Origin of the sequence: Roseibium porphyridii (assembly GCF_026191725.2) — a bacterium.
Lineage (GTDB): Bacteria > Pseudomonadota > Alphaproteobacteria > Rhizobiales > Stappiaceae > Roseibium > Roseibium porphyridii.
This window is the reverse complement of sequence record NZ_CP120863.1, coordinates 1,282,092-1,303,834: the sequence shown is the minus strand read 5'-3', so window position 1 is coordinate 1,303,834 and position 21,743 is coordinate 1,282,092. Positions and strand designations below refer to the sequence as shown.

20 protein-coding genes are annotated in these 21,743 nt (G+C 55.4%); 2 read left to right on the top strand and 18 right to left on the bottom strand.

The genetic code is table 11. The annotated features are described in order from the left end of the window. Positions 1-31: 31 nt before the first annotated feature. From K1718_RS06140 to K1718_RS06080, 13 genes are all read right to left on the bottom strand, one after another. On the bottom strand, positions 32-1,474 hold the full coding sequence (locus K1718_RS06140; RefSeq protein WP_152500099.1) for a Ni/Fe hydrogenase subunit alpha: 1,443 nt from the start codon (positions 1,472-1,474) through the stop codon (positions 32-34). 85 nt (positions 1,475-1,559) lie between these two features. Continuing rightward, complete coding sequence (locus tag K1718_RS06135; protein WP_152500098.1) at positions 1,560-2,129, bottom strand: NADH-quinone oxidoreductase subunit B family protein; 570 nt, start codon at positions 2,127-2,129, stop codon at positions 1,560-1,562. Beyond that, entirely contained in the window at positions 2,126-2,854 is a 729-nt protein-coding gene (locus K1718_RS06130) for a 2Fe-2S iron-sulfur cluster-binding protein (RefSeq protein ID WP_152500097.1), read from the bottom strand. The genes K1718_RS06135 and K1718_RS06130 overlap by 4 nt, the downstream gene beginning before the upstream one ends. Then, the gene (locus tag K1718_RS06125) at positions 2,851-4,737 is read right to left on the bottom strand and encodes an NAD(P)H-dependent oxidoreductase subunit E (RefSeq protein ID WP_152500096.1); all 1,887 of its coding nucleotides are present in this window, start codon (positions 4,735-4,737) and stop codon (positions 2,851-2,853) included. The genes K1718_RS06130 and K1718_RS06125 overlap by 4 nt, the downstream gene beginning before the upstream one ends. 388 nt (positions 4,738-5,125) lie before the next feature. Next, positions 5,126-6,211 (bottom strand): hypothetical protein, encoded by a 1,086-nt coding sequence (locus tag K1718_RS06120; RefSeq protein WP_209006841.1) that lies wholly within the window; start codon positions 6,209-6,211, stop codon positions 5,126-5,128. Positions 6,212-6,459: 248 nt separating this feature from the next. Continuing rightward, positions 6,460-7,617 (bottom strand): M56 family metallopeptidase, encoded by a 1,158-nt coding sequence (locus K1718_RS06115; RefSeq protein WP_152500095.1) that lies wholly within the window; start codon positions 7,615-7,617, stop codon positions 6,460-6,462. Continuing rightward, positions 7,604-7,999, bottom strand: a complete 396-nt coding sequence (locus tag K1718_RS06110) for a BlaI/MecI/CopY family transcriptional regulator (RefSeq protein ID WP_152500094.1) — start codon at positions 7,997-7,999, stop codon at positions 7,604-7,606. Before K1718_RS06110 ends, K1718_RS06115 begins: the two co-directional genes overlap by 14 nt. A gap of 135 nt (positions 8,000-8,134) precedes the next feature. After that, the gene (locus K1718_RS06105; protein WP_152500093.1) at positions 8,135-8,413 is read right to left on the bottom strand and encodes a DUF2160 domain-containing protein; all 279 of its coding nucleotides are present in this window, start codon (positions 8,411-8,413) and stop codon (positions 8,135-8,137) included. After that, the gene (locus K1718_RS06100; RefSeq protein ID WP_152500092.1) at positions 8,413-9,210 is read right to left on the bottom strand and encodes a carbohydrate ABC transporter permease; all 798 of its coding nucleotides are present in this window, start codon (positions 9,208-9,210) and stop codon (positions 8,413-8,415) included. The genes K1718_RS06105 and K1718_RS06100 overlap by 1 nt, the downstream gene beginning before the upstream one ends. A gap of 11 nt (positions 9,211-9,221) precedes the next feature. Beyond that, positions 9,222-10,091: a carbohydrate ABC transporter permease gene (locus K1718_RS06095; RefSeq protein ID WP_209006975.1), complete on the bottom strand. Its 870-nt coding sequence runs from the start codon at positions 10,089-10,091 to the stop codon at positions 9,222-9,224. Next, positions 10,088-11,176, bottom strand: coding sequence for an ABC transporter ATP-binding protein (locus K1718_RS06090; protein ID WP_152500090.1), 1,089 nt, complete (start codon positions 11,174-11,176; stop codon positions 10,088-10,090). The genes K1718_RS06095 and K1718_RS06090 overlap by 4 nt, the downstream gene beginning before the upstream one ends. Positions 11,177-11,188: 12 nt before the next feature. Next, positions 11,189-12,253, bottom strand: coding sequence for an ABC transporter ATP-binding protein (locus tag K1718_RS06085; RefSeq protein WP_265683057.1), 1,065 nt, complete (start codon positions 12,251-12,253; stop codon positions 11,189-11,191). 127 nt (positions 12,254-12,380) lie between these two features. Further along, entirely contained in the window at positions 12,381-14,120 is a 1,740-nt protein-coding gene (locus K1718_RS06080) for an ABC transporter substrate-binding protein (protein ID WP_152500088.1), read from the bottom strand. A 494-nt stretch (positions 14,121-14,614) separates the two neighbouring features. On the opposite strand from K1718_RS06080, the gene K1718_RS06075 reads away from it, so the two are divergent. Next, complete coding sequence (locus tag K1718_RS06075) at positions 14,615-15,673, top strand: NAD-dependent epimerase/dehydratase family protein (protein ID WP_265683054.1); 1,059 nt, start codon at positions 14,615-14,617, stop codon at positions 15,671-15,673. Between the two features lie 37 nt (positions 15,674-15,710). On the opposite strand, the gene K1718_RS06070 is transcribed toward K1718_RS06075, so the two are convergent. Genes K1718_RS06070 through K1718_RS06050 form a run of 5 tightly spaced genes read right to left on the bottom strand, consistent with a single transcriptional unit; the run spans position 15,711 to position 20,232 of the window. Further along, positions 15,711-16,400, bottom strand: a complete 690-nt coding sequence (locus K1718_RS06070) for an ABC transporter ATP-binding protein (RefSeq protein ID WP_265683053.1) — start codon at positions 16,398-16,400, stop codon at positions 15,711-15,713. Then, entirely contained in the window at positions 16,397-17,146 is a 750-nt protein-coding gene (locus tag K1718_RS06065) for an ABC transporter ATP-binding protein (protein WP_265683051.1), read from the bottom strand. The genes K1718_RS06070 and K1718_RS06065 overlap by 4 nt, the downstream gene beginning before the upstream one ends. After that, positions 17,139-18,122, bottom strand: a complete 984-nt coding sequence (locus tag K1718_RS06060) for a branched-chain amino acid ABC transporter permease (protein WP_265683049.1) — start codon at positions 18,120-18,122, stop codon at positions 17,139-17,141. Before K1718_RS06060 ends, K1718_RS06065 begins: the two co-directional genes overlap by 8 nt. After that, the gene (locus K1718_RS06055) at positions 18,119-19,039 is read right to left on the bottom strand and encodes a branched-chain amino acid ABC transporter permease (RefSeq protein WP_265683047.1); all 921 of its coding nucleotides are present in this window, start codon (positions 19,037-19,039) and stop codon (positions 18,119-18,121) included. The genes K1718_RS06060 and K1718_RS06055 overlap by 4 nt, the downstream gene beginning before the upstream one ends. A gap of 56 nt (positions 19,040-19,095) precedes the next feature. After that, entirely contained in the window at positions 19,096-20,232 is a 1,137-nt protein-coding gene (locus tag K1718_RS06050; RefSeq protein ID WP_265683046.1) for an ABC transporter substrate-binding protein, read from the bottom strand. A 568-nt stretch (positions 20,233-20,800) separates the two neighbouring features. On the opposite strand from K1718_RS06050, the gene K1718_RS06045 reads away from it, so the two are divergent. Then, positions 20,801-21,703: a type 2 periplasmic-binding domain-containing protein gene (locus tag K1718_RS06045; RefSeq protein WP_265683044.1), complete on the top strand. Its 903-nt coding sequence runs from the start codon at positions 20,801-20,803 to the stop codon at positions 21,701-21,703. Positions 21,704-21,743: the final 40 nt, after the last annotated feature.

The window sequence follows — 21,743 nt, the reverse complement described above, 5'->3', positions numbered from 1 at the left end:
TGGAAGAATGACCGCAAGTGTTTTTCATTTCTCATATGCATTGAGACCTACAGTCGACCAGACCGCCATCAGCATCGAACAGCTCCACCTGCAGCGGCATTTGACCGAGTGCATGCGTCGCGCATGACAGGCATGGATCATACGCCCGCACGGCAACCTCAACATGGTTCAGGAGACCTTCCGTGATCTGTTCCTTGCCCGATAGATGTTTGACGGCGACATCTTTTACCGCCCGGTTCATGCCTTCATTGTTGTGCGTGGTGGAAACGATCAGGTTGCAATAGGTCACCTGGTCGTGCTCATCGACCTTGTAGTGGTGAATGAGATTACCGCGCGGGGCTTCGATAACACCGATACCTTCTTCGCGCCTGTCCCCCTTGGCGATCAGGTCCGTGCCCTGCAGATCCGGATCGTGCAAAAGCTCACGGATCTTTTCGACACAGTGGAGGACCTCGATCATTCGGGCCCAGTGATTGGCGAGCGTGGAATTGTTTGGTGTTCCGCTCGTGACGGCTTTCAGTTCCTTGTGGGCAGCGTCCGCCAACGGCGTGTCGATGAAACTTGCCGTGTTCATACGGGCAAGCGGACCAACCCGGTACCAACCGACGTCAGGACCCAACTCCTTGATGAACGGAAACTTCATGTAAGACCAGGAGCGGACATCCTCGACAATCAGCTCGTGATATCTGGTGTAGGGCACCTGATCGAAGATCGTATCGCCGGTCGAACTCAAGGCCCGCAAAGTGCCATGATAAAGATCCAGGGCTCCGTCGCTCTCTCTCACAATCGACATGTAATTGGATGGGAAGGACCCGAACTCGGAAACAAGGTCCTCGTTTTCAAGTGTGTAGTCGCGCGCAAGCTTCACCGCGTCCTGACACCATTCAATCATCTCGTCGACATTCGACAAGAAATGGTCGCGTCTTTCGAGCGGCAGATTGCGATTGATCCCACCCGGAATGGCACCCGTTCCGTGCACCTTCTTGCCAGCCGTCGCCTCGATGATTTCCTGGCCGTATTTCCGCATCAGAACAGCGCGTTTGCCCAGTTCAGGCTGCTCTTTCAGAACTTCAAAAATATTGCGCTTTTCGGCAGGCGCTCCGAAGCCGAACAAAAGGTCGGGAGCTGCGAGATGAAAGAAATGAAGCACATGGCTCTGCATGACCTGCCCATAGTGCATCAGCCGGCGCATCTTCTCACCCGTCGGCGTCAATTGGTCGACCCCGGCGATCATGTCCATCGCTTTTGCTGCAGCCAGATGATGGCTGACCGGGCAAATACCGCACAGCCGCTGCACAATCACCGGCACTTCCCACATCAGACGGCCACGGATGAAACGCTCAAATCCGCGGAATTCGACAATGTGCAGCCGAGCTTCGTCGACCTCATTTTCCGCATTGAGGTGGATGGTGACCTTCCCGTGTCCTTCAACGCGGGTGACCGGCGAGATTTCAATCATTCTGGGTTCAGTCATCTCGAATTTCCAGCCAACTCTGGTGGGTTGCATCTGTGCGCCGGCGGACCGGCGACACTTCCAAAAAAGGGTTCAGAACGCGCCCTTAGTCGAACCTGATCATTTCGCGTTCAAAGCCGCGGAATTTTCCGGTCAGCAGTTTGAAGAGCGTGTCGAAAATTACATCGCCTGTCGGTGCACAGCCCGGGATCTGGTAGTCGATCTCCACCACTTGGGAGCAGGGATAGACCTCGTCGAGCAACAACGGCAAAGCGGGATCGTTCGGCACATTATGGGTCGTATTGCGGATGTATTTCCCGGTGATGTAGGCCTCGTCAAGGCACTCACGCAAAGGCGCATCGGAATGCATGATCGCGTTTCGCATCGCTGGAAGTCCACCCATGATGGCACATTGCCCGAGCGCGATCAGGATGTCGCAATTCCGTCTGAAATCGTGCAGCACATGCACGTTTTCCTCGTTACAGCATCCCCCTTCAATAATGCCGATATCACAGCGCTCGGTGAATTTTTTCTTGTCTGTTAGCGGAGAACGGTCGACGTCGACCAGTTTCATCAACTCAATCAGACGCTCATCGATATCGAGGATCGCCATATGGCATCCAAAGCACCCGGCCAAAGACGCTGTTGCTATGCGAGCCTTGGGAAGTTCGCTCATTTGCGCTTCTCCTCGATCTCATGGCCGATCAATCCCTTGTCGAACTCACGCTCACCGATCGGGACGGCGAAACCGACGCGCTTGCGGATGATGCAGCCCACTGGGCAGACTTCACTCGACATCGCATGATCGGAAACTTGCGCATCCGTATCGGCAAGGTTCTCACCGTTCACGGCGACCCGGCGGTGGATGCCGCGCCCGACATAGCCAAAGACACCTTTGCCATCGACATCCTGCGAGGCGCGAATACAACGGCCACAAGAAATACAGCGATTGGTGTCCAGCGCGATGTCGGGGTGCGATGCGTCGAGCGCACGGCACGGCTCCAGATATGGAAACTTGGTGGCTTCGGTCATGTCGAGCCGGTAGGCCATTGCCTGCAATTCGCAATTGCCGCTGGCCTCGCAGATCGGGCACAAATGGTTGCCTTCATGGAACAGCATCTCCACAAGGTCACGGCGCATTTTTGTAAGATGCGGAGTTTCGTTTTCGACTGCCTGGCCAGGCGCCGCCGGCTGCGTGCAGGCAGCGACGCTGCGGCCACCTGCCTTTACTGTGCAGACCCGGCAACTGCCCTGATGCCGTAACCCTTCGTGATCACACAAGCGCGGAATATAGACACCCGCAGCGTCAGCCGCTTCCATAATCGTCTGCCCCGCATGGGCCTTGATCTCCACCCCATCGATGGTGAAAGTGAAGCCGGTTTCCTTCTCTGTTCCGCTCATTGGGTGAAGTCCTTGTCGAAGATGTAGGAGCGGCGCTTGGCAATCTTGCGCGCGCCGTCGATCGCCGACTGAATGTCGAACGTATCGCGAATGCCATCCTTGCTCGGCTTGGAAACGGCCGAATAGACAAGCGGAAAATTCTTAAGCGTTGAGAGGATCGGATTGGGCGACGTCATGCCGAGACCACATCGGCTGGTCTCTATGATGGTTCCGGAAAGGTCCTTCAAGTAGTCAATGTCTTCAGGATTGGCGAGCCCCTTCTGGAACTTCTGGATCGCCTTCTGCAGAAAGACGTTCCCGACCCGGCAAGGCGTACAATAACCGCAGCTCTCGTGAACGAAAAAGGACATGTAGTATTCAACGATTTCCAGAATATTCCTCTGTCCGTTGAAGATGATGATCGCACCGCCCGTCGCCAGATCATCGAAGGTGAGTTTGCGATGGAAGCTGTCGCGGCCGATCATGGTCCCGCTTGGGCCCCCTACCTGAACAGCGGCAGCATCGGTGCCGCCAACCATCTCAAGCAGTTCCCAGACCGAGTGCCCGTAGGGCAGCTCGTATATACCCGGGTTCAGACAGTCGCCGCAGACGGAAAAGAGTTTGGTTCCGTGGGATCCTTCGGTCCCCATCGCGTGAAACCACTTGGCACCTTGATCCAGGATGCGCGCTGCATGGCAGAAGGTTTCAACATTGTTGACCACCGTCGGGTAACCAAGATACCCGCGACTGACTGGAAACGGAGGTCGCGTCTTTGGTTCGCCCGGCAGGCCTTCACAGGAACTGATCAAAGCGCCTTCTTCACCACAGATATAAGCACCGGCACCGAGCTGTAACCGGATGTCGAATTCAAAACCTTTGACGCCGAGAATGTCTTTGCCAAGCAGCCCGCGGCGGCGACGCTCCTCAAGCACGCCTTCCAACAACTCGCGCAGATAAACGTATTCACCTCGCAGGTATAATATTCCCTCGCGAGCGCCAACTGCCCGTGCAGCTATCGTCATTCCTTCAACGAGAAGGTGCGGGCGCTCTGTCAAAAGCACACGGTCCTTGAAGGTTCCCGGCTCACCTTCGTCGGCATTGCAGATCACAAAGTGCCTGTCGAGCTTCTCACTGGCCGCGAAACGCCATTTTCTGCCGGTGGTGAAACCGGCACCGCCGCAACCGCGCAAGCCGCTTTCTTCAACTGCATTGATGATCTGGCTCGGTCTCATGCCAACGGCATTGTTGAGGCCTGCATCTTCCGGCACTGGTCCAAGCAATACGGCCCCGGCGTGCCGAATGTTGTTTTCAACCATCCGCACGGCCCGCTCGTGCGCTGACAGTTCGTTAAAGCGATCGCTGACAAGGCTTTCAGGAGCCTGACCTGCCATCAATGCCTCTGCGGCCGTGCGAGCGGTCTCGGGTGTCAGGCTGGTCAGCATGACATTGTTCACCATGGCGGCCGGTGCCTGATCGCACATGCCGATGCAAGGTGTCGTCTCGAGAGAAAATGCCCCATCAGCGGACGTCTCACCGAGCTTGATGCCAAGAACGTCTTCAAATACGGCGACAACATCGTCCAAACCACAAAAGCGGTCGACAATGTCGTCGCACAAGCGGATCGTCACCCGTCCCTTCGGTGTCAAAGAGAGGAACGAATAAAAACTCGCAACTCCTTCAACTTCGATGCGCGTGAGATCGGTGTGCGACGCAATCGCATCCATGGTTGAGGGAGCTATGCAGCGATAGCGGTCCTGAACATCGTGAAGTATGTCGAGCATCCGGTGCTTGTCATTGCCGAACCTCTCACAAATGGCAGCGATTTCTGACTGCGGAACAGGAGCCACATTACAGGATGAAGCTGTGAGGCCGTTGGCGCCGGCGCCATTTCGACCGTTGTCCATAGTGAGCTCCCTCGTGATCCGTCCAGGTTCGCTTCCGGCTGGTAAATCGATTTGAACGAAATGCCTTTCACAAGGAATGACCAACACCGGGCACGTTCAATCGCCAGAAACTCCGATTGCTCTACGCTCCCAAAGATGGGGAGAAACGTCTTTGAGCCAGATCAAGATGCACGGAATAGGTGCAGGAAACACGCTGCTATCGTGACAAGGTCACACACGGCAATGCAATGGCCACGGTGCGTTGGTTTCCCCGCTGCTACTGGTTGACCTCGAAAGCGGTCCGCAGTGGCTTGGTCAGCAGGTCCGACGGCGCAACGCTAGAAGCGCTTCCGGTCCAAAAGGACCGGTGCGGTCACTATTGAGTGGCCTATGACCATTCAATCGTCAGCTAGGATATCAACGTCGCGCGATGAGCCAATGCCTGCTCGATTGTCTGGCGAAAGCGCGCAGCGACAGCCGTATAACCATCGTCCGTGCCGTGTATCTCGTCGTTCCAGTCCGAGACTTCGGGCATTGCCCCGCGACAATCGACCAGCCAGACGCCAGTATTCAACGGGTTTGCCGACAGCCCGGCCAACATGCCGTAAAGCTCATCCACGAGGTACATGATCAGATTGCGCCGCAGGGACTGGCTGACAATACCGCGCCGGTCCAGCGGGTCTCCCAGCCACTGGTTCTTGTCCGCATATTTGGGATTGCGCCTGTCCTTGCCCCCGGCTGGATGGTGCGGATAAGGAAACGCATAGTCATATCCATGAATAACAATCGGCAGATTGCGAAATCCGGGATCCGCTCTGATGTCGGAAATTACCTTCCTGTAGGCCGTCTTCAGGAAGGTCAGTTTTTCTTTCAGAACCGCGTGATCGATGTGCCCCGCAATGTCGCCGGGATTGCCGTTGAACGGCCGGATCAGATCGTAGAGCACGGGTTCGCCGGTGTCCGGATCAGCCCCGATAATGTCGTTGCCGGCGGCAGAAAACAGGAAGGCGTCAACATGGTCGCGCATCTTCCCCAGTGAACTCATGTATTCACGGCGCGCTTTTTTTTCAGGTCCATAAACCATGTTCTCAGCCGTGTCGCCGGCAGCTCCAACAGAATAAATCAGAAAGTGCCTGTTGAGCTGGTCAATAACGTCTTTGATCAGGACCGGGAACTGAAACCAGCTGTCACCTTCAGAAACCAGAACCGGACGGTTTTCGCCCGCGTTCAGCCGTCTTCGAAACTGGCTCTGCCGTCGCCATCTGGCCAGGCGATTGGCGGTACCCATCGCGTTTTCCAGCTCCTGAAGGTCCGGGTCCATCTCAACCTTTTCGGGGTCAGGAGCCAGCACAAGATCGAAACCGCCCTGGTTTTTAACAACAACCGAATACTTGAGTATCTCCTCTGACTGTTCTGCGAACGCGTCCGGGTCCGTGGCCGGCTCTTTCAACAAGAGTCCCAAATAGTCCTGATAGGAAATTTTCTCCGCAGTCATGCTCAAAGCCTCCCTAAATGAAATCGAAAAACGAAAAGAAATAACTCTACTTATTCTAGCATGCCCTTACGTTATACAATCAGTATTTTAGGTGCAACCTGACCTCATAGAGAACAGGGCACTGTAATCGCCGACCGGACGCGGCTGGTGCAAAGTTTCGTCTGAGGCAATCAAGTTGAGAATAAAAAAGCCCGGACCATGAGATGATCCGGGCTTCTTGGATGTGGTCCAGAATAAGGTCTGGCAAATTACCTTAGAGGTCTCTGACCGAAGGTGTTGATCGCTTCCAGGCGCTCAAGATTGACGATCGTCGACAACATCAAACGATCATGGGTCCAATCGGGTGGTTTCTGAATGGACAGTGCCGTCAGGAACACAACGGCGACGACAGGCAGAACGGCAAGACCCAGCACGCCCCAGTGAGGACGCACCTGTTTTGTGTCAAGCAGAGCTTCCACGCGTCGGCGCAATTTCTGCGACGGGGAACGCCGAAGAACCTTGTCCTGAACTTCGATCAAGGCAACGGCTGCGATGTCGCCAGTCACACGCTTTGCCGCCTGCTCCTGACGTTTTTTCAGACCCGCCTGCGCAGCGCGCAGCAGGCACATGCAATAGGCCATCACGTCGATGCGCTTGTCTTCAGTGACTTTCTGATCGCAAGCCAGTTCACGCAGACGCTCAACTTCGGATTTCCAGACATAGAAGAACGGGTTCCAGAAGAAGAACGGCCGAAGCGTTTCCAGTGCGATTTCCCAGGTGACATCGCCCTGCCTCACGTGCTGAAGCTCGTGACGCATCACCAGCTTGAGATCCTCAGGCTGGGTCAGAAGTTCGGACGGGATGACAATGTAGTGGCGACTAAGCCCCCTTGCGGAAAACGGCACCAGCGCCCAGTCGGACAACAATAGCTGAACACGTCCCGAACGGCGCCATTCGTGGCAATTGGACAGAAAGTCCGACAGACGGACAAAGCTTGAGACCAGCCGCAGTCCGAAATAGGTAAAGCCGGCAAGCAACAGGACAGCTATCGCGCCGCCAATGCCAGGCGAGAAGCTCAAGATGCCTTCGCTGATCTGCCCGCGCATACCAAGGATGGCCTGAAAGTCCTGAGCGGGCATATCAATGCCGCCGCGAATGTACTGGGCCACCACCATATCCGACAGATTGACGCTCGCCGCAGCTGGGACCATCTGAAGCGTTCCCAGGTAGTGATAAAGCGCCGCTGCAGCCGGAGACAGGATCAGAACGGCAAACAGGCCGTTCAGAAGTGCGAGTTGAAGATTGTAGGCAAGCTTGATGCCTGTGCGTGTCATCACCAGCTTTACGACCATCCAGATCAGTGCAGTCACAGCCAGCGTGACATTTAAGTCGATGTAAACATCGAGCATCATGTTAAGTAGCGTCATCTGTCCTCCTCCTGTCCAGTAACGCTCTAATTTCCTCCAGGTCGTCCTCCGAAAACTCGTATTCATCGACCAGCCGGGCCACAAGCGAGGCCGGCGTGCCGTCAAATAGTTTTTCTGACAGATTTCGGATGGAACGGGACTGGTAGGCGTCCTTGGTCAGCACGGGGGAATAGATAAATGTCTTGCCTTCTTTTCGGCTGTCCACGAACCCTTTCTCATCCAGGATCCGCATAATGGTGGCACAGGACGTATAGGCGAGCTTTCTCTCCGACGGCAGACAATCCAGAATGTCGCGCACGGAGCCTTCGCCGATCTTCCAGAGTTCGGTCATGAACTCCAGTTCGACTTCGGTCAAAAACTCGTTGCTTTTACGCTTTCTCATTATGGTCCTGCGCCTATCGCGGAATGGATGTGACTCACAGCGCCTATTCTTGCATCAATCTTCCGCAAATTACTATACTTTTAGTCGATCAAAGAACTTCGCCACGCCCGATACTTTACCGGGCGTGGCAAATGTTTAGACCTTCCAGAAGCAAAACACACACCAGGCAAGGCTAAGTCCCAACGCACCCCAGAGCGGGTATCCGATGAGGCCGAGCCAGGCCAGGAATATGTAGGCAGTGCCGAGCAGTGTGATGAAAAGGCGGTCACCACGCGTCGTTGTGAGCCCCAGCACCCCCTGGCGCGCGTCACCGCCTGGATACCGGATTTCTAGGAACGTCAGAAAACCGACAGCTGAAAAGATGCCGACAAACAAAAGAGCTGTCGGCCAGGTCCAGGCCATCCAACCAAGCATTACACCCTCCCCAGGGCGAAGCCCTTGGCAATGTAGTTGCGGACAAAGTAGATGACGATGGCGCCGGGAATGATAGTCAGGGTCCCGGCGGCCGCCAGAAGCCCGAGTTCATAACCGGCGGAGGAAGCGGTTCGGGTCATCACGGCGGCAATCGGTTTGGCTTCAACAGCTGTCAGGGTCTTGGATAGCAGCATCTCCACCCAGGAGAACATGAAGCAGAAGAAAGCGGCCACCCCGACACCGGATTTGATCGCCGGCAGGAATATCGTCGCGAAGAACCGCGGGAACGAATAGCCGTCGACATAAGCAGTCTCGTCGAGTTCTTTCGGGACACCGCTCATGAAACCTTCCAGGATCCAGACCGCCAGCGGAATGTTGAACAGGCAATGCGCCAGAGCAACTGCGATGTGGGTATCGAACAGACCAACAGCGGAATAGAGCTGGAAGAACGGCAGTGCGAAGACTGCAGCAGGAGCCATCCGGTTGGTCAACAGCCAGAAGAAAAGCTGCTTGTCGCCAACAAAGGAATAGCGTGAGAACGCATAGGCTGCAGGCAACGCCACCAGAACGGAGATCACCGTATTCATCGTGACGTAGATGATCGAGTTGATGTAACCCCAATACCAGGTTGGATCGGTGAAGATCTCGATGTAGTTGGCGAGCGTCCAGGTTTGCGGGAACAGGGTGAACCCGGCCAGGATTTCATTGGTTGTCTTAAAACTCATCGCGACGAGCCAGTAGATCGGCAGCATCAGGAAGAGGATGTAAAGCGCGGGAACCAGGCTTTTCATGCGCATGTTGGTTCTCCTCAGGACTTGTTATCGTTCAGCGTCATCAGCGTGTAGAACAGCCAGGAGGCGAACAACGTGATGGCGAAGTAGATGAGCGACATGGCAGCTGCAGGACCGAGGTCGAACTGACCGAGCGCGATTTTTACGAGGTCGATCGACAGCAGTGTCGTTGAGTTGCCGGGCCCACCACCGGTGAGAACGAACGGTTCGGTATAGATGTTGAAGCTGTCCATGAAGCGCAGCAGCACCGCGATGGTCAGCACCGTTTTCATTTTCGGCAACTGAATGAACCGGAAGACGGCCCAGTTGGACGCACCATCGATTTCGGCGGCCTGATAGTAGGCGTTCGGAATGGAAACCAGTCCGGCATAGGCCAGGAGCACCACCAGCGACGTCCAGTGCCAGACATCCATGACGATGATCGTTACCCAGGCGGCTACGGGATTCTGGGTCATGTCATAGGAGATGCCGAGGACATGGTTCATCGTGTATCCGAGGAGACCGATATCCGGCAGCGTGAAGATGTTCCACATTGCGCCGACAACGTTCCAAGGGATCAGCATTGGCAACGCCATCGTGACCAGGCAGAACGGAACCCACGGTCCTTTTTTCGGCATCGCAAGCGCGATTGCGATGCCAAGCGGAACCTCGATGATGAGGATCATGAAGGTGAAGAAGAACTGCCGTCCGAGCGCATTGTGAAAACGTTCGGACTTCAGAACCTGTTCGAACCAGTCGAGCCCCTGCCAGAAGAACAGGTTGTCGCCGAAGGTTTCCTGGACCGAGTAATTCACCACGGTCATCATGGGTATGAGCGCGTTGAACGCGACCAGGAAAAGAACGGGCGTGACAAACAGCCAGGCGCGTTGGTTTTGAGTTTTCATCAGGCACCCTCCCCCGGGCTGCTCGCCAGCCAGCCATCCTTGTAGAGGCGGGTCTGAGATTGTTTGAAGTCAAGCATCACCGCATCCCCCGCGGTCGGAGCCTCGCCTTCCAGAATCGCGTGAATCCGGCTGTCATGGGCAACGGCTTCCACCACCTTGTGGCGACCGATATCCGCGACCTTGCGAACCTGCGCGGCAAGACCTGTTCCTTCCTTGGAAACAGACACGAATTCCGGACGAATGCCGACTTCCGCCTTGCCATCGCCGGTGCCCGTGACCGGGCCCTCCAGATTGATCTGTTCACCTCCGAAAAATGCACCGCCGTCCTTGACGTCGCACGGCAACACATTCATGCCCGGTGAGCCGATAAAGTGACCGACAAAGGTGTGCGCCGGACGCTCAAAAAGCTCCACCGGAGTTCCAATCTGCACAACTTCACCGTCCTGCATGACCACTACCTGATCGGCAAAGGTCAGAGCCTCGGTCTGGTCGTGAGTCACGTAGATCATCGTCGCCTTGACCCGCTGATGCAGCTCCTTCAACTTGGAACGCAACTTCCATTTCAAATGCGGGTCGATCACGGTCAGCGGTTCATCAAACATGACGACATTGACGTCTTCCCGCACCAGACCGCGACCCATGGAAATTTTTTGCTTGTTGTCAGGCGAAAGGTTTGCCGCCCGTGTCCCAAGCATCTCGGTAACTTCCAGCATCTCCGCTATGCCGGTCACCCGGCGCTTGACGATGTCTTCGTCCCGACCTCGGTTGCGCAGTGGAAAGGCCAGATTGTCGTAGACCGTCATCGTGTCGTAGATGACAGGAAACTGGAACACCTGGGCAATGTTGCGCTTTGCAGGCGGCAATGCCGTGACGTCCTGATCGTCGAACAGCACCTGGCCGTCGGATGGGACCAAGAGGCCCGAAATGATATTGAGAAGCGTGGACTTGCCGCAGCCGGACGGACCAAGCAATGCATACGCGCCACCATCTTCCCAGGTCAGGTCGATTTTCTTCAGCGCATAATCGTCATCACCCGTCGGGTTCGGATTGTAGCTGTGCCGCAAGTTGGAGAGTTTGATCTGTGCCATGAATTCCTCTCCTCAAGCCGCCAAATCGCCGTCAGGCGAAAAGAAGAAGCAATGGCTCGGGTCCAGATAGAACGTGTGGACTTCGCCGACGAAATAAGGATGCACACCAGGTGACAGAGACACCCATGATTGTCCGTGCATGTCGAAATGAGCGCTGCTCTCAGACCCGCTGAGTTCGGTCACCTGAACATGCCCGTCCAGGCGCACGCTATGATGATCACTCTCGACCGGCATCACGTGGTTCGGGCGTATGGCAAGCGTATACGGCCCATCGGAAAGACCGGTTGCCCCACCCGAAGCTGTCCAACGAATGTCGTCGTTCAAAATGATCATGTCGCCCTGTTTCGTGACAGGTGCAGTGTTGATCGGCGGGTTGGAGAACACCTTGGCGGACTCAAGATCCTTCGGCTTGCGGTAAATTTCTGCAGTCGAACCGAATTGAACCACGTTGCCGTCGCTCATCAGAGCCGTGTTGCCGCCAAGAAGAAGTGCTTCTTCTGGTTCCGAAGTGGCATAGACCACAACGGCACCACGTCCTGCGAAAAGCTCTGGCAGCTGATCGCGAAGCTCTTCGCGAAGCTTGTAGTCAAGGTTGGCCAGGGGCTCGTCCAGGAAAACGGCATCGCTTTCCTTCACGATCGCCCGCGCCAGCGCGGTGCGCTGTTGCTGACCGCCTGAAAGCTCATGAGGCTTGCGTTTGAGATAGGGGTTCAGCTTGAGCAGCGCTGCAGCCTCTTCCACCCGCCCTTCGATTTCCGATTTTGCAACACCCGATACTTTCAAAGGGGAAGCAATATTGTCGAACACCGACATATGCGGATAGTTGACGAAAAACTGGTGAACCAGGCTGATGTTGCGCTTTTGCGCTGACAGGCGGGATACATCCTTGCCATTTAAGATGATCTGCCCGGAGGCCAGGCTGTCGAGACCGGCCATCAGCTTGATCAGCGAGGTTTTCCCGGAACCTGTTTCTCCAAGGAGAACATTGAAGTGGCCCGGGAGCAAGGTCAGGCTCGTTTCCTTGACATGCGTGATGCCGGCAACGCGCTTGCTGACGTTTTTGAGTTCTAGTGACATGAATAACTGCACCTGCGTCCGGACTGGACTTACTTGCGGCAATCAGTTGCCGCTGCCATCGCTTTCGGATCGGTGAAGGACCGGGGCCACGCCCCGGTCCAGTTTGGTGAGAGACTAAGCTCTCGGCTTAGTTCTGCGACCAGCGGGCAACGAGCTCGTCGTAGTTGACGGTTTCGCCCTGTGGCTTCTCATTGTCGAGCTTGGCCTTCGGAGCACCCGGCTTGGACAGCCACTCGTTCGGGTCAGACTCTTCGTTGAGACGCGGACCGCAACCACCGTAGACGTTGGCGCGCTCGTCAGCCTGTTGCATGCGGGCCATAACGATGTCCATTTCTTCCGCCAGTCGGTCCATCGCTTCCTGCGGTGTGAAGGCACCGGAGTTCACGTCACCGATCTGCTGCCACCAGATCTGGGCCAGCTTCGGATAGTCCGGAACGTTGACGCCGGTCGGAGACCAGGCCACGCGATCCGGAGACCGGTAGAACTCAACCAGACCGCCGAGCTTTGGAGCCCGCTCGGTGAAGGACTCGTGGTTGACGGTACTGTCGCGGATGAACGTCAGACCAACGTGGCTTTTCTTGGTATCAACCGTTTTGGAAACCACGAACTGAGCATAAAGCCAGGCGGCCTTTGCACGATCTTCCGGTGTGGAATTCAGGATTGTCCAAGACCCCACATCCTGGTAGCCGACTTTCTGGCCGTCTTCCCAATAAGGACCATGCGGGCTCGGAGCCATACGCCACAGCGGCGTGCCTTCGTCGTCAACCGTGTTGTTACCTTCGGACTTCGGCTTCACCATGTCGGCGGTAAAAGCGGTGTACCAGAAAATCTGCTGGGCCACGTTGCCCTGGCTCAAGGCCGGCAAGGACTGGTAGAAGTCGAAGCTGGCGGCGCCAGGAGGCGCATAGTTGCGCAGCCATTCGTCCCACTTGCGGATCGCGTAGACCGCAGCCGGACCGTTGGCAGCACCACCGCGAGACACGGATGCACCCACCGGATTACATGTGCCTTCTTCCATGCGGATGCCCCACTCGTCGACCGGGATGCCGTTCGGCTCACCCTTGTCGCCTGCACCTGCCATGGAAAGCCAGGCGTCGGTCATGCGCCAGCCGAGGTCCGGTGCGCGCTTGCCGTAGTCCATATGGCCATAGATCTGAACGCCGTCGATTTCCTTGACGTCCTTGGAGAAGAACTCCGCAATGTCCTCATAGGCAGACCAGTTGACCGGTACGCCGAGATCATAGCCATATTTTTCCTTAAAGGCCTTTTGCAGGTCTTCGCGGTCAAACCAGTCCTTGCGGAACCAGTAAAGGTTCGCGAACTGCTGGTCGGGCAGCTGGTAGAGGTCGCCGTCCGGACCTGTGGTGAACTGGGTGCCCATGAAGTCATCCAGGTCGAGCCCAGGGTTTGTGACGTCCTTGGCAGCACCGTTCATCCAATCCGTCAGGTTGTAGGCCAACTGAAGACGTGAATGGGTACCGATAAGGTCGGAATCGTTGACATAGGCGTCATAGAGGTTCCGACCGGTCTGCATTTGGGTCTGAACAGCCTGGACCACTTCACCCTCGCCGAGGATCTGGTGGTTCACCTTGATGCCGGTGATTTCTTCAAAGGCCTTTGTCAGAACTTCCGACTCGTAAGAGTGTGTCGGAATGCCCTCAGACAAAACATTGATTTCCATGCCATTGAAAGGCTCGGCCGCATTGATGAACCACTGCATCTCTGCAAGCTGCTCGTCTTTCGACAGAACTGATGGCTGGAATTCCTGGTCGATCCACTTTTTGGCCGCTGCTTCATCGGCAAAAGCGGACCCTGCTCCCGCAAGCACAGCACCTGCTGCGACTGCGGAGAGTAGATACTTACGCATCTTGATCTCCTCCCGTGAGAAATTTTCGCCGTATTTATCCGGCTGGGTATACTTGGACACACCGCCGCCATGTTGTCAAACTAATTTTTTAGTAGATTTTCATAGGATCTAAAGATCGGTATAAAATATTGAAAAATATGTATTTTTTAAAACAACTGCAACCAAAAGCATGCCTGAACCGACCGCAATTTCTCGCCAAGGCAACACGCAGTGTGGCACAAATTTGACGTTAAATGGAGTCAAAAACGGGGTTTCGGTTCTTTCATTTGAATATACAACCACCTTCAAATGGCGCTCACTTTGCAGTGCAAACGAAAAATATTAAAAACCCACGTGCTGCGTTTTTGTATGACCGATTGCAGATTTGAACGCTGTCAGAAACCGATTTGCGTCGCATTGTTTGCTCCCGATGCCGCGTCACCTATCTTCTCTTTCGAGACCTGAGCAAAAGCAGATTTTACAAACCCCGCCCCGACAGAACCGGAAGCAGCAATTTGACACACATACCAACTGACACTCCCGTCCTGGTGACCGGCGCATCCGGCTATGTCGCCGGTTGGCTCGTCAAAGAGCTGCTTGAAGCCGGTGTGACGGTGCATGCCGCTGTCCGCAATCCGGATGACACCGAAAAGCTTGAACATCTGACGACGCTTGCGGCAGGTACTCCCGGCCAGATCAGGTTTTTCGGGGCCGACCTCCTCAGCGAAGGGTCCTATCAACAGGCCATGGAAGGATGCTCCGTGGTCTTTCACACAGCGTCGCCGTTCACGGTGTCTGTCAGGAACCCTCAAAAGGAGCTCATCGACCCAGCCGTCAAAGGAACGCAAAATGTCCTGAGGACAGCGAACGAGACACAAAGCGTAAGCCGTGTCGTGGTCACAAGCTCTTGCGCTGCCATCTATACCGACGCGATCGACTGCGAAAAAGCTCCGGGCGGGGTTCTGACCGAAGCGATATGGAACACCACAGCGTCCTTGTCTCATCAGCCCTACAGCTATTCTAAGACACTTGCTGAAAAAGAAGCCTGGAAGCTGGCGCAGTCGCAAGACCGGTACAAACTCGTAACCGTCAATCCGTCACTGGTCATCGGCCCATCGCTTGCCAGGAAGCCGACGTCTGAAAGTTTCAATATCGTCCGTCAAATGGGAGACGGCACGATGAAACCGGGAGCACCGAAGCTCGGCATCGGCGTCGTTGACGTGCGCGATCTCGCCAAGGCACACGTTGCAGCCGCCTTTCTTCCAGATGCTGAGGGCCGCCACATCATCTCGGGCCACAACACCAACATTCTTGAGCTCGGCAAGGCACTTATCCCGAAATACGGCGACAGCTACCCGGTCCCTCGCAACTCATTGCCGAAGTGGATGGTCTGGCTGCTTGGACCGCTGATCAACGACATCTCAAGGAAGTTCATCGCCAACAACGTCAACGTCAAATGGCGTGCGGACAACTCCAAAAGCAAATCGGCCCTCGGTGTTACCTATCGCCCCTTGCGCACGTCCATGGAAGAGATGTTCCAGCAGATGATCGACGCAGACGCATTCAGGAAATAGCGCGTCAGTTGGATGATCATCTTTCCAGGTGCTTTGGTTAAACGCCCAGATGCCTGTCTGCGACTTCACGATCAAGCGCATCGAACGGACCGGACCAGACGTCTTTGCCCCGCTCCACGATCACAGCCCGGTCCGCAATCCGTGCCAATTCCTTGAGCGACTTGTCGATGATCAGGATCGAGACACCTGTCTGGTTTTTGAGAGCTTCGATGGCGGTCCAGATTTCCTGCCGGACGACCGGTGCAAGGCCCTCCGTTGCCTCGTCAAGGACAAGCAGTCTCGGATTGGTCATCAGGGCACGACCGATGGCAAGCATCTGTTGCTCCCCTCCCGAAAGAGAGGCAGCCTGTTGCCGACGGCGCTCAGCCAATCTCGGAAACAGATCCGTCACCTTGGCGAAATCCCACTCGCCCTTGCGGCTCGCCGCCACGAGATTTTCCTCAACACTCAGTCCGGAAAAACATCTCCGGCCTTCCGGAACGAGCCCGATACCCAGCCGGGCAATCTTGTGACTGGGCAGCCCATTGATACGGTTTCCGGCAAACCGGATATCACCCTGCGCCGGCAACATTCCGCAGATTGTCTTTACTGTGGTGGACTTGCCCATGCCGTTTCGTCCCATGAGCGCCACAGCTTCTCCTTCGCTCACGTGCAACGAGACACCGAACAACGCCTGGATAGGTCCATAGGAAGCTTCTATCTGTTCAAGGGAAAGGACCGATTTCATGCCTCGTCCCCCAAATAGGCTTCGCGGACGCCAGGATCTGACCGAATTTCCTCAACGGTTCCGCTGGCAATGATGCTGCCATAGACCAGAACGCTGATGCGGTCGGCGAGCGCAAACACAGCATCCATGTCATGCTCGACGAGCAGGATCGGAGCTTCGGCGCGCAAAGTGTCAAGAAAACCGGTCATGCGTTTCGACCCTTCCGCACCCAGACCTGCCATGGGCTCATCCATGACAAAAGCCTTGGGCGCCAGTGTCAGCGCGATGGCGACTTCAAGTTGCCTGCGCTGACCATGGCTGAGATCGGCAGTACGTTTTTCGACCACATCCTCAAGACCGACCCGCTCCAGCGCCGTTCGTGCTGTTTCCAAAAGGTCCTTGTCGGTCAGAACTGGCTGAAACAGCCGGAAGGCTTTGCCACTCGCTCCGACACATCCAAGAACGACATTTTCCAGAACGGTATCTTCCATCGCCAATGCCGAAACCTGAAAGGTGCGCGCTAGGCCCGCCTTTGCCCGTTTGTCGACAGGCTTTTGGGTAACGTCTTCGTCGAGAAGATGAATACTCCCAAAATCTGGTTGTACCGTTCCGCAGATCTGATGAATGAGTGTGGATTTGCCGGCACCATTCGGCCCGATTACGGCATGAACTTCACCTTTGCGCAGCGTCAAGGAAATGTTCTTGCTGACCTCCAGCGCCCCGTAATTTTTGCATATCCCTCTGGTTTCCAGGACCACATCACCCATGAGCAGCCCTCCGGCCGCTGACCGCCCCGATGATCCCGCCCTTGACGAAAAGCACCACAAGCAGCAGCAGGACACCCAGATAGATATGCCAATAGTCCGACAGGTCGCCCAGCACATGCTCAAGCAGAACATAGACGATGGCGCCGACGACCGGGCCATAAAGCCTGCCGACGCCACCAAGGATCACCAGGATCATGATCTCGCCTGACATCTGCCAGGAGAACATGGCCGGACTGACGAACCGGTTCAGATCCGCAAAAAGTGCACCGGCAAGACCGGTAATCGCACCGGAGATAACAAAGGCTGCAAGGCGCAAGCGAAACGGCATCATACCGACAGCCTGAACCCGCTGTTCGGATTGACGCGCAGCGTTCAAGGCAAGGCCGAAAGGTGAGCGTGCGAGGAGCGACGCGAACAAAAGCACCAGCATCAATAGACCGAAACAAAGTCCATAGAACTGAATAGGTGCCAGCGTGTTGAGGCCGGGGAAACCGTTTCGAAGATAGATCGAGACACCATCTTCCCCGCCATAAGCGCTCCAGCTGATCGAGAAGAAAAAGAACATCTGCCCGAAAGCGAGGGTGATCATGATGAAATAGGCCCCGGATGTCCGGAGTGACAACAGGCCGATCACAAAAGCCGCAAGAGAGGACATCACGACCGCCACAAGCCAGATGACCGGCATGGACTTCGTCCCCTCGATCACGAAGGGCCATTCGATAAATGGTGTGTAGGTCTGGGCGTGATAGGCCAAGATGCCCATTGCGTAGCCTCCGAGACCGAAGAACACCGCATGCCCGAGGCTGATCAACCCACCGAGGCCAAGAGCAATATTAAGCCCGACTGCCGCCATGGCCAGAATGACCGCACGTGTTGCCAGTGTGATCGTAAAGGGCTCATCTGCAAAGAAAGCCCAAAGCGGCACGAGCACAAGACCGGCGACAATCAGCAAATTGAAACCGTTTTCCCGGGTCATGCGCGCGCTCCGAACAGACCCGTCGGTTTCAGGATCAGGACGGCGGCCATCAGGATGTAGATCGCCATGGACGCCAGCGAGGCACCGACAGATGTGGCAACAGAGGGCTCCATGAACAGTTTCAACACTTCAGGCAGAAAAATCCCGCCAAGCGTGTTCGTGAGCCCGACAAGAAGCGCTCCGACAAGAGCACCTTTGATGGACCCGATCCCGCCGATCACGATGACGACGAATGCCAGGATCAGGACCGGTTCGCCCATGCCCACCTGAACGGACTGAATGGCCCCGACAAGCGCACCCGCCAGTCCGGCCAGCGCCGCGCCCAGCGCGAAAACGATGGTGTAAAGCCGGCCAATATCGACGCCGAGCGCAGCAATCATTTCGCGGTCATTTTCGCCCGCACGGATCTGAATGCCAATGCGCGTTCGCGATATCAGCAGGAATAGCCCGAGTGCCACCACCAACCCGACGGCAATCAGCGTCAGACGGTATAGTGGGTATTCGATACCGCCCGGCAGCGTGATCGGGCCGGACAGGGCATCGGGAACATCAAGAAAAAGCGGAAAGGAACCAAACAGCCACCGCGTTCCTTCCGAAAAAATAAGGATCAGGGCAAAAGTGGCCAGCACCTGATCCAGATGATCTTTTCCGTAAAGTCGCCGGATGACCAGGATCTCGACCAACGCCCCGGCGATGGCCGCTCCGGCGAGAGCCGCCACCAGCGCCAGTACGAAGGAACCTGTGGCCCCTGCAACCGCTGCCGCGCAGAACGCACCGATCATATAAAGCGAACCATGCGCAAGGTTGATCAGCCCCATCACACCGAAGATCAGCGTCAGACCGGCCGCCATCAAAAACAGCATGACACCGAACTGCAGGCCATTCAGAACCTGCTCTATGAGCAATAACAGTGACATGAAAATCCCGATGAAACGGCCGGCGCAGTCAGTGCGCCGGCCAGAGGAGTATTCGGTTACATCTTACACTCGGCCGCATATGCATCGGCACGATCGGTCAATGCAGTTGCAATGATCTTGTTGGTGTAGACGTCGCCTTCCTTGATCACCTCGCGGACAAAAATGTCCTGCACTGGATGGTGGTTCGGCCCGAACTCGAAGTCGCCCCGGGTCGAACTGAAGTCAGCTGCCTTAAGCGCAGCACGGAAGGCATCCGGATCGTTTACGTCTGCAGAACCCATTGCCGACAACAGCAGATTTGCCGTGTCGAAGCCCTGGGAAGCGTAGAGCGAAGGCAACCGTCCGTATTCGGCCTGGAAGCTCTCGACAAAAGCCTTGTTGGTGGCGTTGTCGATGTCCTTGTTCCATTGGCTGGTGTTTTTCACACCCAAAGCAGCATCGCCAACGGCCTGCAGAATACCTTGATCGAAAGAGAAGGCCGGTCCGACGACAGGCAGGTCGACACCGCTGTCGGCATATTGCTTGAGGAAGGAGATGCCCATTCCGCCAGGCAGGAAGAAGAAGACGCTGTCAGCATCAGATGCACGTATCTGCGCAAGTTCTGCTGCGTAGTCGGTCTGGCCGAGCTTGGTGTAGATCTCCCCGGCAAGCTCGCCATCGTAAAAGCGCTTGTAACCGGTCAAAGCGTCTTTGCCCGCCGGATAGTTCGGCGCAAGAATGAAGCTCTTCTTGTAGCCGGCTTCCTTGGCATAAGCACCGGCAGCTTCATGCAGATTGTCATTCTGCCAGGCCACATTGAAATAGTTCGGATGGCATCCCTTGCCTGCAAGTGCGGATGGCCCCGCATTGGGCGAGAGGTAGAATTTTCCTTGCGCGGTGACTGCAGGCACCACGGCCATAGCCAGATTGGACCAGATGATTCCGGTCAACACGTCGACCTTTTCAGACTGCACAAGCTTGTCAGCAAGCTGTACCGCGATGTCCGGTTTGCGCTGGTCGTCTTCAATGATGACTTCGATATTCTCGTTGCCGGCTTGCTTGACCGCCAGCATGAAACCATCGCGCACATCAATACCAAGACCTGCGCCGCCCCCTGAAAGCGTGGTGATCATGCCGACTTTAAAAGGTTCGGCGTGCGCAGACACCACACCGAGTGCCAGCGCGGCACTCGCCGCAAGGCTAAAGAATTTCATCTGTCTCTCCTGTTGGTTCCAGTGTTCCCGATTTCTGGATGGGCTATTGTTGTTGTCGCCCTTCACTCAAACAGACTTGTGTTTTTTCGCAAGGCCGATCGTGTTGTAATAAAGCACCTTTCGGAGCGTATGTTCCACATATTGCACGCGATTTTCAGTTTTCGCGAAGCATTTGAGCCCACATGTCCAGGTTCATCTGATCGCAGACCTTGGCTGACACGCAACTGAAGCCTAGTCAGACGGAAAATAAATTTCAAGCATGAAATATTAAACCTTAAAGAAGGTCATTTTCTGAAGCTTACCTCTGCTTGCGAACAAACAGACGACCAACCCGGATCGGTCGCTGCATTCCCTATAAGCTCGCGCTTGCGCACCCCGACCAGGTATCAACTTGAAAGGGCCCCTTAAAGAGCGAGAAATTGAAGAGAGAACCTTGTCGCTCAGAGCAAAACTCCTTTTTGCTTCAGGGCCCCAAGGCGTGGAAAGACCGGAAGTACCTCTCGGTCAAGCTGGAACAATGGTATAAGATACAGCGACATTTTTCGCCTGAAAGCGCAGGATTATGACAATGCGATCTGCATATTTGAAAATTGCACTCGCAAAAATCGCGATAGTTGTTTCCAGCGTGATCGCTTTCGCCGGAACTTCAGAAGTTGTTACGATCAAGCCTTACGGGCAGGACGATCAGCGATACCGCTACGCTCAAATTCTCCTGGAAATGTCTCTTGAGAAAGCCGGACAAACCGCTCGCGTTCGACAATTGGACACAGAACTCTCCAGGGACAGGTTACTGCAAGAGCTGATCGACGGTGAAATTATTCATGTTACGGCAGAGGCTCCGAAGCCGGGGTGGGAAGAGAACCTTCTGACAATCAGAATTCCTATAAGGAAGGGAATTCAAGGCCATCGACTGTTCCTCATCAACAAACGGGATCAACCAGCGATCTCGCAGGTTGAAACACTTGAAGATCTGCTCGCTTTTCCGACAGGATCTGGCGCTCAATGGTCGACGCGCCGGGTCATGGAGAATGCAGGTTTTCAAGTCGTCACGGCACCTGAATACAAGACCCTCTTCGATATGCTGAAACTCGGGCGTTTCACGACATTCAGCCGCGGCCTCAACGAAATATTTCAGGAACAAGCGGTTTTCAGTAAGACCAACCCCAATCTGGTCGTTGAAGAAACGCTTTGCCTGTTCATTCCCCTGCCGACCTATTTTTTTGTCAGTCCCAAACATCCAGAGCTCGCAAGACAGATCGAAACGGGGTTGAGACAAATGATATCTGACGGCAGTTTCGACAAACACTTTCTGGATTTTCACGGAGACGATATTGCGCGGGCAAAGCTGGAAGGCAGGAAGATTTTTTCGATTGCCAATCCAAACCTCAGCCCATTGACCCCGCTCGATGACAAATCGCTGTGGCTAGACCCGCGCAATCTGCGGGGCAATGCGTCTGATTCAGACAGCTGATCACGATCAGCCACACACATAGAGCCGCTCGGCGATGCTT

Bases quoted from the DNA above. Each gene is read 5' to 3' on its own strand.
- K1718_RS06140 (WP_152500099.1), bottom strand. From the start codon at position 1,474: ATGACTGAACCCAGAATGATTGAAATCTCGCCGGTCACCCGCGTTGAA.
- K1718_RS06135 (WP_152500098.1), bottom strand. From the start codon at position 2,129: ATGAGCGAACTTCCCAAGGCTCGCATAGCAACAGCGTCTTTGGCCGGG.
- K1718_RS06130 (WP_152500097.1), bottom strand. From the start codon at position 2,854: ATGAGCGGAACAGAGAAGGAAACCGGCTTCACTTTCACCATCGATGGG.
- K1718_RS06125 (WP_152500096.1), bottom strand. From the start codon at position 4,737: ATGGACAACGGTCGAAATGGCGCCGGCGCCAACGGCCTCACAGCTTCA.
- K1718_RS06120 (WP_209006841.1), bottom strand. From the start codon at position 6,211: ATGACTGCGGAGAAAATTTCCTATCAGGACTATTTGGGACTCTTGTTG.
- K1718_RS06115 (WP_152500095.1), bottom strand. From the start codon at position 7,617: ATGACGCTACTTAACATGATGCTCGATGTTTACATCGACTTAAATGTC.
- K1718_RS06110 (WP_152500094.1), bottom strand. From the start codon at position 7,999: ATGAGAAAGCGTAAAAGCAACGAGTTTTTGACCGAAGTCGAACTGGAG.
- K1718_RS06105 (WP_152500093.1), bottom strand. From the start codon at position 8,413: ATGCTTGGTTGGATGGCCTGGACCTGGCCGACAGCTCTTTTGTTTGTC.
- K1718_RS06100 (WP_152500092.1), bottom strand. From the start codon at position 9,210: ATGCGCATGAAAAGCCTGGTTCCCGCGCTTTACATCCTCTTCCTGATG.
- K1718_RS06090 (WP_152500090.1), bottom strand. From the start codon at position 11,176: ATGGCACAGATCAAACTCTCCAACTTGCGGCACAGCTACAATCCGAAC.
- K1718_RS06085 (WP_265683057.1), bottom strand. From the start codon at position 12,253: ATGTCACTAGAACTCAAAAACGTCAGCAAGCGCGTTGCCGGCATCACG.
- K1718_RS06080 (WP_152500088.1), bottom strand. From the start codon at position 14,120: ATGCGTAAGTATCTACTCTCCGCAGTCGCAGCAGGTGCTGTGCTTGCG.
- K1718_RS06070 (WP_265683053.1), bottom strand. From the start codon at position 16,400: ATGAAATCGGTCCTTTCCCTTGAACAGATAGAAGCTTCCTATGGACCT.
- K1718_RS06065 (WP_265683051.1), bottom strand. From the start codon at position 17,146: ATGGGTGATGTGGTCCTGGAAACCAGAGGGATATGCAAAAATTACGGG.
- K1718_RS06060 (WP_265683049.1), bottom strand. From the start codon at position 18,122: ATGACCCGGGAAAACGGTTTCAATTTGCTGATTGTCGCCGGTCTTGTG.
- K1718_RS06055 (WP_265683047.1), bottom strand. From the start codon at position 19,039: ATGTCACTGTTATTGCTCATAGAGCAGGTTCTGAATGGCCTGCAGTTC.
- K1718_RS06050 (WP_265683046.1), bottom strand. From the start codon at position 20,232: ATGAAATTCTTTAGCCTTGCGGCGAGTGCCGCGCTGGCACTCGGTGTG.
- K1718_RS06045 (WP_265683044.1), top strand. From the start codon at position 20,801: ATGCGATCTGCATATTTGAAAATTGCACTCGCAAAAATCGCGATAGTT.